Annotated in this window: 15 protein-coding genes; 3 read left to right on the forward strand and 12 right to left on the reverse strand. The window is 70.4% G+C overall.

Features of this window, described 5'->3' with window-relative positions; translation table 11 throughout:
- Positions 1 to 173 precede the first annotated feature (173 nt).
- Both ACFC1X_RS06180 and ACFC1X_RS06185 read left to right on the forward strand, forming a co-directional pair.
- On the forward strand, positions 174 to 452 hold the full coding sequence (locus ACFC1X_RS06180) for a DUF6211 family protein (RefSeq protein WP_376349191.1): 279 nt from the start codon (positions 174 to 176) through the stop codon (positions 450 to 452).
- Positions 453 to 496: 44 nt separating this feature from the next.
- Positions 497 to 1150: a hypothetical protein gene (locus ACFC1X_RS06185; RefSeq protein WP_376349193.1), complete on the forward strand. Its 654-nt coding sequence runs from the start codon at positions 497 to 499 to the stop codon at positions 1148 to 1150.
- A gap of 458 nt (positions 1151 to 1608) precedes the next feature.
- Here ACFC1X_RS06185 and ACFC1X_RS06190 read toward each other — a convergent pair whose 3' ends face one another.
- From ACFC1X_RS06190 to ACFC1X_RS06205, 4 genes are all read right to left on the reverse strand, one after another.
- Positions 1609 to 2871, reverse strand: a complete 1263-nt coding sequence (locus ACFC1X_RS06190; RefSeq protein WP_376349195.1) for an APC family permease — start codon at positions 2869 to 2871, stop codon at positions 1609 to 1611.
- Positions 2872 to 2971: 100 nt separating this feature from the next.
- Entirely contained in the window at positions 2972 to 3787 is an 816-nt protein-coding gene (locus ACFC1X_RS06195; protein WP_376349197.1) for a TSUP family transporter, read from the reverse strand.
- Positions 3788 to 4412: 625 nt separating this feature from the next.
- Positions 4413 to 5288, reverse strand: coding sequence for a cyclase family protein (locus tag ACFC1X_RS06200; RefSeq protein ID WP_376349198.1), 876 nt, complete (start codon positions 5286 to 5288; stop codon positions 4413 to 4415).
- 114 nt (positions 5289 to 5402) lie between these two features.
- Positions 5403 to 7013, reverse strand: coding sequence for an FAD-dependent monooxygenase (locus ACFC1X_RS06205; protein WP_376349200.1), 1611 nt, complete (start codon positions 7011 to 7013; stop codon positions 5403 to 5405).
- A gap of 71 nt (positions 7014 to 7084) precedes the next feature.
- Here ACFC1X_RS06205 and ACFC1X_RS06210 point away from each other — a divergent pair, with 71 nt between their 5' ends.
- The gene (locus ACFC1X_RS06210; protein WP_376349202.1) at positions 7085 to 7525 is read left to right on the forward strand and encodes a MarR family winged helix-turn-helix transcriptional regulator; all 441 of its coding nucleotides are present in this window, start codon (positions 7085 to 7087) and stop codon (positions 7523 to 7525) included.
- Positions 7526 to 7718: 193 nt separating this feature from the next.
- Here the strand turns inward: ACFC1X_RS06210 and ACFC1X_RS06215 are convergent, their stop codons facing one another.
- The 8 genes from ACFC1X_RS06215 to ACFC1X_RS06250 all read right to left on the reverse strand — a co-directional run bounded on the left by ACFC1X_RS06215 (position 7719) and on the right by ACFC1X_RS06250 (position 13945).
- A complete protein-coding gene (locus ACFC1X_RS06215; RefSeq protein WP_376349204.1) occupies positions 7719 to 9197 on the reverse strand; it encodes a hypothetical protein in 1479 nt (492 codons plus the stop codon).
- A gap of 190 nt (positions 9198 to 9387) precedes the next feature.
- On the reverse strand, positions 9388 to 9561 hold the full coding sequence (locus ACFC1X_RS06220; RefSeq protein ID WP_376349206.1) for a hypothetical protein: 174 nt from the start codon (positions 9559 to 9561) through the stop codon (positions 9388 to 9390).
- Positions 9562 to 9836: 275 nt separating this feature from the next.
- The gene (locus ACFC1X_RS06225) at positions 9837 to 10706 is read right to left on the reverse strand and encodes an alpha/beta fold hydrolase (RefSeq protein ID WP_376349208.1); all 870 of its coding nucleotides are present in this window, start codon (positions 10704 to 10706) and stop codon (positions 9837 to 9839) included.
- 72 nt (positions 10707 to 10778) lie between these two features.
- Positions 10779 to 11345, reverse strand: a complete 567-nt coding sequence (locus ACFC1X_RS06230; protein ID WP_376349210.1) for a hypothetical protein — start codon at positions 11343 to 11345, stop codon at positions 10779 to 10781.
- The gene (locus tag ACFC1X_RS06235; RefSeq protein WP_376349212.1) at positions 11342 to 11899 is read right to left on the reverse strand and encodes a Mu transposase C-terminal domain-containing protein; all 558 of its coding nucleotides are present in this window, start codon (positions 11897 to 11899) and stop codon (positions 11342 to 11344) included. The genes ACFC1X_RS06230 and ACFC1X_RS06235 overlap by 4 nt, the downstream gene beginning before the upstream one ends.
- A gap of 436 nt (positions 11900 to 12335) precedes the next feature.
- The gene (locus ACFC1X_RS06240; RefSeq protein ID WP_376349214.1) at positions 12336 to 12536 is read right to left on the reverse strand and encodes a hypothetical protein; all 201 of its coding nucleotides are present in this window, start codon (positions 12534 to 12536) and stop codon (positions 12336 to 12338) included.
- 199 nt (positions 12537 to 12735) lie between these two features.
- A complete protein-coding gene (locus ACFC1X_RS06245; RefSeq protein WP_376349216.1) occupies positions 12736 to 13239 on the reverse strand; it encodes a hypothetical protein in 504 nt (167 codons plus the stop codon).
- Between the two features lie 10 nt (positions 13240 to 13249).
- On the reverse strand, positions 13250 to 13945 hold the full coding sequence (locus ACFC1X_RS06250) for a TnsA-like heteromeric transposase endonuclease subunit (RefSeq protein WP_376349218.1): 696 nt from the start codon (positions 13943 to 13945) through the stop codon (positions 13250 to 13252).
- Positions 13946 to 13977: the final 32 nt, after the last annotated feature.

Raw genomic sequence — 13977 nt, forward strand, 5'->3', positions numbered from 1 at the left:
GCCCCGCTCAACCTAAAGGTGGTTTAATTACTCGGCCGTCAGCGGGGCGGGTAACCTCCGACCGGCCGAGCGTCCGTATGGGCGCCGCCCACCTCACGCACAAGATGACGGCCAGCGCACAAGGGCAACAAGGCGCTGGCCGTCGGTGTCTCTCTCACCAGAAAGACCACACCATGCTATGTGACCGACACCCCGACTGTCCCCAGCCCGGCGACATCGCCCAGCTCACCAGGGGTAACAGCATCGGCGCCCACCCCAACGACACCTTCGTCATCGTCGAGGACTTCCCCCCGACCGGCCGGCACCTCGTACTCAACCTCCCCGTCGACCACCCCGGCCGCGCCGACTGGGCCGGCGCTGTCCCCCTGGCCGACGTAGCCACCCTCACCCGGCTCGAACCGGCGGGCAGCCGTACGTGGGCGCCGGCCCCGGACCCGGACGACATTCAGTGACCGCGCTGAGCGGTCACGACCCCGACCAAGAACAGGAGGCGACCGTGTCCAGCAAGACCGGCCGCACGCTCTACTCACGCGCGGGTCTGCGCGAGGTCCACGGCATCAGCGAGTCGACGCTTCAGAACCTCTGGACCGACCGGGAGAACAATGGGCACCCGCCCGTCGCGGACACCATCGACGGCGTCATGCACTGGGACGGCGACGTATGGGCGACGTGGCACCACGAGCTTCAGCGGCAGCGCGCCGCCGCCAGCACCACCAACCCGCCGAAGCTCGACGGCGACCCCGAAGAGATGGTCGGCCCCGCCGAAGCTGCGAAGGTCTGCGGTTTCGCCGATTCCACCACCGTCTCCCACTACGTAAAGAACCCGCCCGAGGGGTGGCCGGCACCGGACGACTGGGACGAGCTTCCGACCCGGCGCCGCCCGAAGTGGAAGCGCTGGCGGCTGTGGCAGTACCTCGCTGACCGCAAGGGTCGCGGGCACGCCGGCGGACGGCCCGCGGGCCGCCGCGGACTGTCCTATCCCTACCAGGGAGACGAGCGGCTGACCCTTGCCCGGCAGGCCATCGCGGCGAACCCCGGGGCGAAGAACGCCGAGCTGATCCCCGAGCTTCAGGGGCAGACGGAGAAGACCTACTCCCGCCCGACCTGGAACCTGATTCTCAAGTCCGCCCGCGAGCACCCCGAGGAGTGACCCGTGCCCGACACTCGCTGTCCTCGCTGCGTCGGCCCGCTCGGTGAACGGCCCGCACGTTCCCGGCTTACCAGCGACCGCGAGGTCTCCATCTGTACCCCGTGCGGTTCGGAGGAAGCCGTGCTCGAAGCACACGGCCAGGCGCCGGTGCCGTTCGGTGAATGGCCCTTGAACGCATAGCCGTCGGCCGAGAGGCCATACGGCCAGCATGACGAAGGTCCCCGCTCCGGCTCTGAGCGGGGACCTTCGTCATGTCACCAGGCGCTGTTGGGTCGGGCAGGGATCAACCAAGACCGCTCGACCCAACAGCAGGGGCGACGCATGGCGGTCATGAGCCCCCGCCGATCGGGAGTCCGCTTCCCCCTCCGGCCGATCGCCCGCCAGCGCGTACGGCACCCAGCCCGCTGTCGGTGCCGGGACACCGTCAGTGGTTCTGGTCGCGGATCGGACGGACCGCGTCAATGCCCTGTCCGGCGGAGTCGGTGCAGGCCGTAGACGCCGGCCCCAAGGATGAGGACTGCCGCGCCGGACATGACGGTGCTCAGGGGGAGAGCGAAGGCGAGGACTGCGCAGCCGGCCAGGCCGATGACAGGGACGAGGCGGTTGGGTCGGCCCTCTTCGGGGGTGAGGGTCCAGGCGGAGGCGTTGGCGATGGCGTAGTACGCCAGGACGCCGAAGGAGGAGAAGCCGATGGCCCCTCGCAAGTCGGTGGTCGCGGCGAGCAGGGCGACGACGGCGCCGACGGCCAGTTCGGCGCGGTGTGGAACTCCGTAGCGGGGATGGATGGCGGACAGGGCGTGCGGGAGGTGGCGGTCGCGGGCCATGGCCAAGGTGGTGCGGGAGACCCCGAGGATCAGGGCGAGCAGTGAGCCGAGCGCGGCGACGGCGCCGCCGACGCGGACGACGGGCACCAGCCAGTCGGCACCCGCCGCCCGTGCGGCGTTCGACAGCGGGGCAGCGGCGTTCGCCAGTCCGCCGGGGCCCAGCACGGTCAGGACGGCGACGGCGACGAGCGTGTAGACGGCGAGGGTGATGCCGAGCGCGATCGGGATGGCGCGGGGGATGGTGCGGGCGGGGTCGCGGACTTCCTCGCCGAGGGTGGCGATACGGGCGTAGCCGGCGAAGGCGAAGAACAGCAGGCCCGCGGCCTGGAGTACGCCGCCGACGGTGGCGTCCGCGCCTATGTTCAGCCGCGCGGTGTCCGCGGAAGCGGAGGTCAGGGCGGTGACGACCACCGCGGCGAGGACGGCCAGCACGATTGCGACGAGGACGCGGGTGAGGAGAGCGGACTTCTGCACCCCGGCGTAGTTGACCGCGGTCAGTGCCACCACGGCGGCCACCGCCACCGCGTGTGTTTGGCCGGGCCACAGGTATGTGCCGACGGTGAGGGCCATGGCCGCGCAGGAGGCGGTCTTGCCGACAATGAACGCCCAGCCCGCGAGGTGGCCCCAGAAGTCGCCCAGGCGTTCGCGGCCGTAGACGTAGGCACCGCCGGACTGCGGATAGAGGGCGGCCAGCCGTGCCGAGGAAGTGGCGTTGCAGTAAGCGACGACCGCGGCCAGGGCCAGGGCGAGCAGCAACCCGGAACCGGCGGCGCCAGCCGCAGGGCCGAGGGCTGCGAAGATCCCGGCCCCGATCATGGAACCCAGGCCGATTACCACCGCGTCGGACACGCCCAGACGACGCTTCATCGCGCCCGTCGGGGCTCCCACCGTGTTCATCAGCAACTCCTTCTCGCACGGGCCTTCGCTCGGCGCACCGTAGTCGAGGAAGATGTCGGGCCGGGGTGCCACCGGTGGTGCGGCCTGTCGTCAGGCCGGGTCAGTCGTGGCGGGCGAGCTTGAATGCCGAGACGAGCAGGATCACGGTCAGCGCGGGGATGAGCACCAGGTCCGGGAACACGCCGAGCAGCAGCCCGCCGAGCACGGCCCCGGCGATCGAGCCCGTGATCATGACCAGGGTGAAGCGGCGGTTGGCTCCCAGCACCGCGAAGCTGCCGTCGCGGCTGTAGCGAGCGAAAGCCACCAGCATTGTCGGTAGCGACACCAGCAGGGAGAGGCTGCCCGCGGTCTTGATGTCCACCGCGAACAACAGCACGATCGTTGGGATCAGCAGCTCACCACCGGCGACGCCCATGATCGCCGCGACCACGCCGATGCCGAAGCCGGCCACAATCCCGAGTGGCACCTCAGCCCACAGCGGCAGGGCGAGTGTCCCGAGCGTGGTGGTGTGCGTGACCAGCAGGGCAGCGGCCATGAGTACCATCAGGGCGGCCAGCACCTTGTAGAGGGTGGAGCTGCGCATCCGCACCGCCCAGGTGGCTCCAGCCCACGCGCCCAGCAGGCTCCCGGCAAGCAGGTTGACCGCGACCGGCCAGCGCGCGGCGACCTCGGCGGCCGGGACCGCCGCCAGCCGGGCGGGCAGCGCGACCAAGACCACGACCAGGCTCATCGCCTTGTTCAGGATGACGGCGGAGAGCGCGGCGAATCCGAAGAGGCCGATCAGCAGAGGCAGTCGGAACTCCGCACCGCCCAGCCCGATCATCCCGCCCAGAAGACCGATGGCCGCTCCCGCACCGAAGACGACGGGCACGGAGTATGTCGAGCGGAGAGCGACAACGTTTTGGTCGGTGGCCATGACCGTCATACTCGCCGGTGGCCCCACCCGCCCGCTACAGCGCGGCCCCACCTTCGGGAGAAGGCACCGGGAATCCGCTGGGGATTCGTCAGGTCCTCCGAACCCCCTTCATTTCCCATCGGGAATATGCCAGGTCCACTGACATCCAGTGGAAGCAGCCGCTGACGTTCTGATGGCAGCTCGGAGGGAGGGTTGAGCCCGGACGGCAGACAATCCGGCGGTGTCACGGTTCGGGTACGGCGCGGGCCAGTGGTTAGAGGTCGCCGTAAAGGCGGCATGCAGCGCGGCGAGTCCACGGGCCCGCGGTTCGCTGTCCGCGGAATACAGGACGAAGCAGACCGGTCCAGACGGCCGCACGGCTCGCGCACCTCGCACAGAGGTAGCAGTCCAAGAGGACATCAGGACCGAGGAGCCTGATCCGCAGGAGCGACGAGGCCGCCTGTCCGGTGCAGATGGAGGCTAGGGCGCTGGCTGCGGGCGACCAGCGGAGCGAAAGATGTGCCTTCACGGAGCCGCCGACATGCGTGCAGATCTCGTCCGGACGGCCTGCCGGGCGCAGAGTCGGTGTTATGGGACGCCCACGCACTCACGAGGGATCCGCGGTGGACCTGAGCTCGGTTCGCGATCAGAAGATCGCGATCGGATTGACCGCGAGCCCCGTGGTGCCCGTGACGCGCGGTGGCGCGAGAACGAGCATGAAGCTCCACCGCTGTAGGGAGGCGCACCGTTCGGCGAGGTCGTCGAGGTTGGCGGCGTCCACCAGCGGCAGTCCGAGCCGTGCCAGTGCGACCTGGTGCATCGGCATCGGGAAGCTTGGTGGGCGGGCGTCGCTGATGTCGCCGACATAGAGGGCCGCACCGTGCCTGTCCAGCCAGTCGACGGCGCTGAGATCCAGCCCGGGGACGGGCTGCGTCACGGGCTGGTTCACGTCCCAGCCACCGCGGACGACGATCGCGTCGCCCGGGTGCACCGACGTACCTGCTCGGTCGAGCGCCGCGTCGAGGTCTGCTGCGCTGACGAGGTAGTCCCCGTCGAGACTGCCGCCGTCGGGGGCCAGGTCCAGGAGGATGCCCCGCGTGACGATGCCTCCGGCGGCGCGGTCGGCGGAGGCGTGGCGTACCCCGGTTGGTGTGATGGCGTCCTGCAGTGGGACGCCGGGATAGACCTTGTCGCCGACAGGGATGTGAGAGAGCGCGTCGAAGTGCGTCAGTCCGGCGTTGTGCGTGTTGATGAGCAGGGAGTCCGTGAGGGCCATGGGCCGGGCTCCGTTGAAGTTCACGACCTGCATGACGGGCGCGGGCATCGTGGCGGGACTCCCGACGGGCGTGAGGCCAGTGGTGAGCGGTATGGGGGCAGTGGGACGCGCGAGGCTCACCGAGGTCGCGTCGTGTACTTCGGCTGCGGCGCGTGAACGCGCCGCGTCGTCAATGAGGTTGAGCGCACCGATCTCGTCGGTGTCACCCCAGCGCCCCCAGTTGAGAGGCAGATCGTTCTCAGTCATCCGAGTCTCTTTCCTCTTGTCGTGGGGCCTCGCCGCGGCATCGTCCCGCGGCGAAGCCCCACCGAACTCACCCGCCCCGCGTGTCCCTGCGGCTCGGAGGGCGGTATCCGTTGATCATGCGCGTGCCGGCTCCGACGTGTGGAGGCTCGTCAGCCGGTTCAGGGCGGCGTGGAGGCTGGTGCCTCCGGTGCCGCGGGCGCTGAGGTAGCCGTCGGGGCGGACGAGGATCCAGTCCCCGTCGGTCGCGGCCAGTGTGTCGTGGACCCGTCCGTCGGGGTCCCACACGCCGTGGTCGTCGTCCGGGCGCTGCTGGCTGATCGTCTCGGCGTTCACCCAGGGTGGCAGCGACCCGGTCTCGGTGGTGAGGTGATCCTTCCCGGTGGCGTCCTCGCTCCCGGTGAAGACCAGCAGGTGCCAGGCAGGCGACCTGAGCTTGGCCCGCAGGATCGTCCAGCCGGGTGACTGCGCGTCGGCAGCTGAGAGCTGCGTGAGTCGCTCGCCGGGTCGCGGACCCTCGCCCGGTTTGTCGCCGGGCACCGTCAGCGGGCTTTCGGGGTAGGAGATGGCCAGACCCGACATGTTCCGGATGAGCTGGCGTTGGAAGCCCCGAGCGGAGTCCACGGAGTCCATGGAGCCCGTGGAGCCTTGGGTGGTACGGGTCTGGCTGACCATGACGGTGTTCATGACCTCGCTGGTGGAGGTGAGCAGGGCCTGGCCGATGGGCACGCGTTCGGCGTCGTAGGTGTCGAGGAGCGTGGGGTCGGCGTGGCCGTGAATGACCATGGCCAGCTTCCATGCCAGGTTGTGCGCATCCTGGATGCCGGTGTTGAGGCCCTGTCCGGATGCCGGGGAGTGGACATGGGCCGCATCCCCCGAGACGAAGCACCGTCCGACGTGCATCGCGGGTACCGCGCGCTGCTGGATGGTGAACTTCGATGTCCAGCTGGGGCTGTCCACGACGGTGTCGCGCCCCAGGGCCTGTGTCAGCTTGGTGCTGAACTGGCGGGCGATCTGCTCAGGGTTCTCCGGCTGCCCTTCGCCGGACGTGTCCAGCAGCCGCCATTTGCCCGGCTCCGGGAACGGGAACAGCATCAGCGCGCCGCCCGGCGGGAACAGCCAGTGCACCCCGTCGATGTCCACATCGGTGTGCACGATCGCATCGGCGATCAGCCACGCGTGGGCGGATTCGCCCGTCAGGGGGAGCTGGAGGGTCTTGCGGACGGTCGAGTGCCCGCCGTCACAGCCCCACAAGTACCTTGCGCGCACGGTCTCTTCGGTGCCGTCGCCACTGTGCAGCACGGCCGTGACGGCGTCGTCGTCGTACTGGAACGACTCCAGCTTGGTGTTCCACTCCACCGCGACCCCGGTTGACGCGGCATCTCCACGAAGGACGCGTTCGATGATCACCTGATCGACGTTGAACATGTACGGGAAGCGCGTCGGCAGGCCGTCGAAGTTGAAATCGAGCCGGTTCGGACGGCCGTCCTGATGGATGACGAACGTGTTGATCCGCGTTCCGTGCGGTGCGATCTCGCCGAGAATCCCGAGCTGGTCGTAGATCTCCAGGCTCCGGGCGTGGGAGCCCAGCGCGCGGCTGGTGGTCGCCGGACCGGTCGCGGCATCCACCAGGCGAACCGACACCCCCGACCGTGCCAGCCGGGATGCCGCCATCAGTCCGACTGGACCGGCCCCGGCCACGAGAACATCGACGTCATAGCCTGTCATCCCACCACGCTCCCTGCGTTAGCTTTGCTGACACAAGGACGGTACATCACGAGCGAGGAGACCCGCGAACCATGACGGCTGAGGACTGCTCGGAGGCATATCTGCCGCTGCCCGTACTCCTGCAACGAGGTGTCCGATGGTTCTCCGAGGAGCTCGTGGCGCGCCTGGAGGCCGCGCAAGTGGCCCCTGTGACGCCGGCGCACACGACCGTGCTCGCGCATCTCGGCCACGACGCGTCCCTGAGCATTGCCGAGCTGGCCCGCCGTGCCGGCGTCACCCGCCAGACGATGCACCGCGCCGTCACGCAGCTCATCGACGAAGGTCTCCTGACGAGCACGCCGGGGCCCGGGTTTCCGCGCAGCACCCTCATCCGGCTGACCGACGCCGGATGCCGGCGCCGTGACGTCGCCCTGGGAATTCTTCATGACCTGGAAGAGGAGCTCGGCAGCAGGCTGGGGCCCGCGACCGTGGTGGAGCTTCGCGACACCCTGACGCGATCGTGGCCGCGCTGAAGGATCACCTATGCCCTCGACGTCACTTGCGGCGACGCCCACAGGAGGCCGCGCAGCAGACGTTCTCCACGGAGCGCGGCCCGCGAGATCCGTACCACCGGCCGCTCCAGCGCGACGTCCTCAGCAATCGGGACGCGGCCGTGCTGTTCCAGGCTGCCCGTTTGCAGTTCGTTTTGGCGGGTGTGCTCGCTGACTACCTCGGTGACGAACGTTCGGGCAGCGGGCGGCCGGGACGTTGTGTGAAAGTCGATCTTGCGGTTTCCGTGTGCTGGTGTGGCTGGCGAGGGTCTGTTCCTTCGAGCGCGGCGCGCATTTTCGCGGCCGTTTCCTTCATCTGCTCGTCGGTGCGTGTGCTCTGCCCGATGGTGCCCTCCCACTTCACGTACTGGGGTTCGCGGTCGCCGAGGAGAACCGGCTTGAGGTGGCCGTGGAAGAGGAGCGTGCGGCCCTGGTTCCGGCGGAGGCGGCTGAACCACATCGCGCTCTTCTGGTGCCGGGCGAGGCGGTTCGCTGCGAGGCCGGGGAGGGTGCCTCGGGCGCGGCCGGGTCTGTAGGTGGCCAGAGTCCGGCTGGGCGGTCGCCAGGAGTCGGCGAGGGCCCAGTGTGCGATGGCGTCGCCGCTCCGGTCGGGCGGGTTGTAGGGGTAGGTGACGCGGCCCGCGACCTCCGCGAAGAACCGGGCCTGCTCGGCTTCGGTGCCGCCGGCCAGCCGCCGCCAGTAGGGCGAAACGATCAGCGGTGCCAGGGCGACGGCTTCGGGATAGACCGCGGCGAACAGCCGCGAGGTGCTGAAGCCGACGTAGTCCTGCTTCTCCCGGTCGAAAGGGATAAGGATGTCGAGGCGGTCGTCCCAGGCGTCCCAGGAGCCGAAGGGCGACGGGCGCCCCTCCGGAGACCAGATGTGCGCGCAGAGCATGAGGCCGGTCAGCACCGCGTCGTAAGTGGCGGCCCAGCCGTAGCGCCGCAGCAGAAGCAGGTGGCGCCGCTGTGCGTCGATGATGTCCGGAAGTCGGGCGAGATCGACGGCGGGGTGGTCGATGTCGGGCGGCCCGATCCAGGTTCCGTGCCGCAGGCAGACGTAGGTGTGGTGAGGCAGCAGCCGGACCACCCGGCCGCCGGGGTGGCGGGCGTCGCAGAGGTGGCAGCCGGTCTGCGGCTGGTGACGGAACATCTCCCAGTTCTGGCGGCGGGTCGCGCAATTCCGGCATCGCCCCGGCCAGGGCGTGGACGCTGCGGCCGGTGAGCGCGGCGAGCCGTTCGGGGACGACGACGCGGCGGCCGGCTCCGGGATAGGCGGGCTGGGTGACCTGTAACCACAGGCCGTTGATGTCCAGGCCGTGCAGCGGGTCCAGGCGGCTGACGTAGGGCGGGGAGATCTCGTGCCGGGCAGGCGGAACGGGGTCGGGGAGTGTGCGGGACATGAGGCCGCGCGCCTCCGCCGCCCAGTCGCCTTGGTCAGAGCGGTGAGCCGTTCGGACTGCTCGGCGGCGAAGTCGATCGGGACGATCTCCAGCAGCTCCTCGGTGATGGCCTCGCCGCGGTCCTCGATGGCCAGCACGGCGGCGCCGCGGACGAGCTGCGACAGGCTGCCGATCATGCCGCCGGTGCGGTACAAGAGACAGTCGCTCATCGCACTCAGCGTGCCCGGCGCGTGCTCGTGAAGGCGGAGCATGGATTCCAGCGTGCCGACCAGGCCCCGCCACGCGTCCTGTCCGCGGTGGTGGCGTAGGAGAACGGGGCGGCGGGGATGACGCCGAACCGTCCGGCGATCTGCCGTCCCCGCGTGCCGGCGAACAGGCCCTGGCTCTCGATATCGATGCCCGCGTAGGCGAACGTGGCCGGCAGCCGCTCGGCGAAGTACTTCAGCTGGTCGGAGGCTCCGCCCCGGAGCGGGAGCCGAGGTTGAGGTTGTGCAGCTCGTCCACCAGGACCAGGTCGACGTGGACGTGCGCGGCGGTGGCGCAGACGGCGTCGACGACGTCGGTGTGGGTGGCCCGGACGGGGAAGGTCAGCCCGAAGAACCGGGCGAACTCCATCGCGAGCATCTTCGGTGTGGCCGCCGGTGTCGGCGTACGCCCGAACCTCCCCAGGTAAGTACAGCCGCGCGTACCCAGCGCTCATGGTGATCAGGGTCGGAGCGCCCTGAGGCGGGAAGGTCCGGGGTATGCCTGGACGAGTAGTTCGGATCTCGATCGCGGGCCCGAGTGGACTCTCTTGAGCAGGGGCCAGGTGGCGATGGCACAACCTCATATCGGACAACCTCGCGGCCTCCGCTGCTGAGGTACTCGGATCTACTCGTCCAGCGGTTGGCTCACCAGGCGCCGTCAAGGACCTCCCGCAGTCGATTCGCGAACTCGTCCGGCTTCCCCGGATATCCAAACTCTCCGTCGCAGAACCCGCCGTGATGGCTTGGAAACACGATCACCCGCTGCCCGAGAAGCTCAGCGGTCGCGACGGAAGTGCGTCCGGTCTGGAGGTCCTCTGACTCCTCGCCCACAGCGATCACCATGCGGGTCGGCGCAGCGGCGATCGCGTCGACATCCGGCCGATAGCTGCTGACCGCCCAAGACCGGTCGGACAGCAGCGGATCGCCGCGCGAGCCGTCATCCTCCGTGGGCAGCCCGAGATCGGCGGGATCGGCCTCTGGCTGTGCGAAGTACGCGTCGGTGAACTCTCCCTGCCACGAGGTCATGGCCACGAACGCCGCCATCCCGGCCCCCCACCCCCGCTGCTCGTACGCCTCCCGGACACCGGCCCGGGCCCGCACGGCTGCCGGGCCGTCCGGCGTGAGGGTGATGAGCGGCGGCTCGTGCGCGACCAGGGTGGTCACGTCTGCGGGATACTTCGCCACGACCGCGAGCGCGGTGACCGCTCCGCCACTGCTGGCGAACATCTCAACCGGCCCGGCCCCAAGCGCCTCGATGACGGCGTGCACGTCGTCGGCCTGGGTCTGCGGCGTGTGATCGACCCGCCCGTCGTTACGGGTGCTGCGACCGAGCCCGCGCGGGTCATAAGTGGCAACGGTCCGCTCGGGAAAGCGCGCCGCGAGCGCGGCGAAGCCGCCGGCGTCCATGGGCTGCCCGATCATGAACAACGGTGGGCGTCCATCTGCGGTCGGCAGCGGCCCGCGAACGTCATAGACGAGGTCCGCGCCAGCTGTCTCAAGTGTGTGAGTCTCCATACCCGTGCAGACCGAGCACGCCCCGAAAACTCATCGGCGCAGCGGGCGTCGCTTCGCGATCGAGCTGCGCCCTCACCCTGGAGCGCCCCACCCCATGAGTGGGAGAGCCATCGGAAGCTCCGGTGCCGCGGCGGCCGGCAAACTGGGCACGTTCATCATCCGTACCCGGCTGGGTACTTTCGCGCGAACGCCGACAGCTGGCGGGACGGTGACATAGACGACCGGCAGCCGGGACCGGTCGTGCGGGTGGCGCTTTCGGGTGGCCATCTCGTGCGCGCGGCCCAGCTGGGTGAGCGCGGTCGTCTTGCCCGTGCCGAAGGCGCCGGAGAGGATCACGCCGCGGCGGGCGGAGACCTGGTGGCGGTTGAGCTGGATCAGCAGCCGGGCGGTGGAGATCACCTTCCGGATCGTCGGGGTGTTCACCAGCGGCAGGTCCGCGTGATACTCCCGCCGCACCTCGTCCTCCTGGGCCCGTTCCCGCCCGGTCAGCGCGGCCCGCTCGGAGGCGGGCTGCAGCTTCGGCGGGATGGTCTCGTGCTCGACGTAGCGGCGCCAGCCCTCCTTCGTCGTCAGCGGGGAGTCCGGCGGCGCCTGCTCGTCGATGTCCGGCTGCGGCGGTGCGGTCGCGGGCGTACTCATAGCCACCTTTCGGCTTCGGCATGGGCGTCGAAGACCCCCAAGGGCACCACCTCCGCAGACGGCGCGGAGTCGGGCTCAGGGCCGGGCAGGTTCTCGGTCTCGGGTGCCGCCGCGGGCGCCGGGAGGGCGGCGGCGCGGGTGCGGCCAATGACCCGCGCGGTGCGGATGTCCGGTCCGTGCTCGGCCCGGGTCAGCAGGGCGTCCAGGCGCCGGGCGTGGTCCCAGGTGAAGTCCGCGAGGGGGGTGTTCACCAGCGGCAGGTGGACCCAGGGCGCGGTGATCCAGCCGCCGGTGGTGCGGACGAAGACTCGGGTCAGGTCGTAGGGGTCGTAGTGCACCTCCCAGAGCCCCTTCTTGGCCGCGTGGCCGGAGTGCTGCCGCCGCCACGGTCCCAGCTCGGGCGCGTCGTAGGTGCGGTGGCCGATGCGGGTGCCGTAGTCGTCGACCGCTCGCCAGGCCACCGGCAGTAGCTCCAGGTAGTCCTCCCCGCGCAGCACCAGCGGCAGGTAGCCGGCCGCCGCGACCAGGGAGGCGTACTTGCCGTTCGGCGACATCACCTTTTCCCGGACGGAGCGGGTCGCGCAACGCGTCGTGCGGCCGCGTCTGGCACCCGGCCAGCAGCCACTCCTCCAGCAGGTCCTGGAGTTCGGGGATCGTCCAGACGGCGGCCTGCTCGACGCGCTCGCCGCGGCGGGTCACGTCCCGGCCGGTGTAGCCGACCAGGTGCTGGCAGAACAGCGTGTTGACCGCGGAGAACGTCGCCTCCACGATCGCCTTGTCCGTCGGCGTGCGCGGACGCGCCCGCTGGACGGAGATGCCCAGCCGTTCGCAGGCCCGAACGAAGGTGTCGGAGATGAAACACTTCCCGCCGTCGATGACCACGGTGTCCGGCACGGTCACCGGCTTCGCGGCGGCCTGCTCCATCCGCGCGTCGATGCCGAGCAGCTGCCGGTGCGGCATCCGCGAGGCCGCCATCCGCAGCGACGCCGTTCAGCCCGGCCGCATCGGCTCCGGGACCAGCATCCGCGCCAGCAGCAGAGAGGCGTCCACCGCCTTGGTGCCCACAGGCCGCAGCACCGCCGCGCAGATCGTGCGGGTGGCGACATCGACCGCGATCGTCAGATCCGCCCACGCGGTCACCCCCGAGTCCAGGACCACCATCACATCCAGCGGGGTGGAGTCGATCTGCACCTGTTCCCCGGGCCGGTCCGCGAACGTCGGCGTGAACGGCCCGCCGGCCTGTTCGCCGTCTGCCGCCGCGTGACCGCCGACCCGAAGGCGTGCCGCCCGGTCGCGAGCACGTCGATGAGCTTGTAGAGGGTGCGCGTGCTCGGCAACGGCACCACCCCCTCACCGTGCGCGGCCTCCACCGTTTTGATCACGCGGAGGATCAGCCGCGAGCGCGTGCCGGTCGAGACGTGCGTCTCGCTGTCGAGCACTTCGCGGATCGCCGCCACCAGCAGGGCATCCGCCCGGCCCGTCGCCTCCCACCTCCGCGTCGTGCGCTGATCCACCAGCCCCCAAGCGCCTGCTTCATGTAGCGCGACCGCTTGCCCTCCATCGTCCGCAGGCTCACGTCCAGCTCGGTCGCCTTCGCCCGCATCCGCTCGGTCAGCGACCGCGTCGCCGGGTCGTACTCGTCCCGCGCGGGTGTTCCCAGCCCGGCACCGGGCGGCAGCCCGGTCCCCACCTCCACCACATGCCGCTGCCACTCGACCGCCGCCGCCCGCGCCGGCTCCGGCAGCGTTCCCAGCAGACCGAACGGTTCCAGCACCGGCAGCGGCTCGGTGCCGGTAACAGCGAAGTCCGGCGCCGCCATCAGATACGAGGCCAGCACCACCGATTCCGCCCCGGTAGCGGACCGCAGCCGCACCGCCGTCCCGGCCAGCGCCACCACCTGATGCTCACCGCCTTAGAAGGTCAGCCAGTCGCCCGGCCGCAGCAGCGAGCCCCCGCCCGCGGTCACCGGCCCGCCCTCGGCGAGACCAGGGAGCCGCCGTGCAGGGGCACCGACACGTCACCGTCAGCTCGTGCGACCACAGCAGGTGGAACAGCACCGGCAGCACCGCCAGCGGCTCACCCGCCGCCGCGGCCCCATCCATCAGCGGCAGCGGCTCGGCGAACACCTCCCGCAGCCGCGAGGCGGCCGGCTCCACCCAGTGCCGGGGGTGCCGGTAGCCCGCCAGCCACCGGACGTTGCGGACCACCACTGGTTCCGGGGCGCCCAGCAGCCGGAACTCCCAGCCCACCTCGGCGCAGGCCACCGCCGTCGCCTCGAACTTCGCCACATCCCGCGGGCCGCGGCGGTCAGCCGGGCGGCAGTCGATGACCACGGCCATCCCGTCGTCGCGACGGGCGAAGTAGTCCGGCGCGTGTGAGACCGCCCGCCCGTTCGCCGCCGACCAGAACAGCCAGAACGGCTGCGAGGTGATCCCCACCACCGCCGGGTCGATGTCCAGCAGCATGACATGGTCGCGCTCCAGCCAGGACTCGTAGCCGACATGCCCGCCCGTCGTCGCCGACCACCACAGGCCCGGCAGGTTGCGCTGCCGGCGGTACGACGCGAAGGCGCGCACGGGAAGGGCGTGCTCGAACGGCACAGCCCAGACCTCCGGCAGCGGACGCCGTAACT

It is taken from the genome of Streptomyces sp. NPDC056128 (assembly GCF_042263835.1).
Taxonomy (GTDB): Bacteria; Actinomycetota; Actinomycetes; order Streptomycetales; family Streptomycetaceae; genus Streptomyces.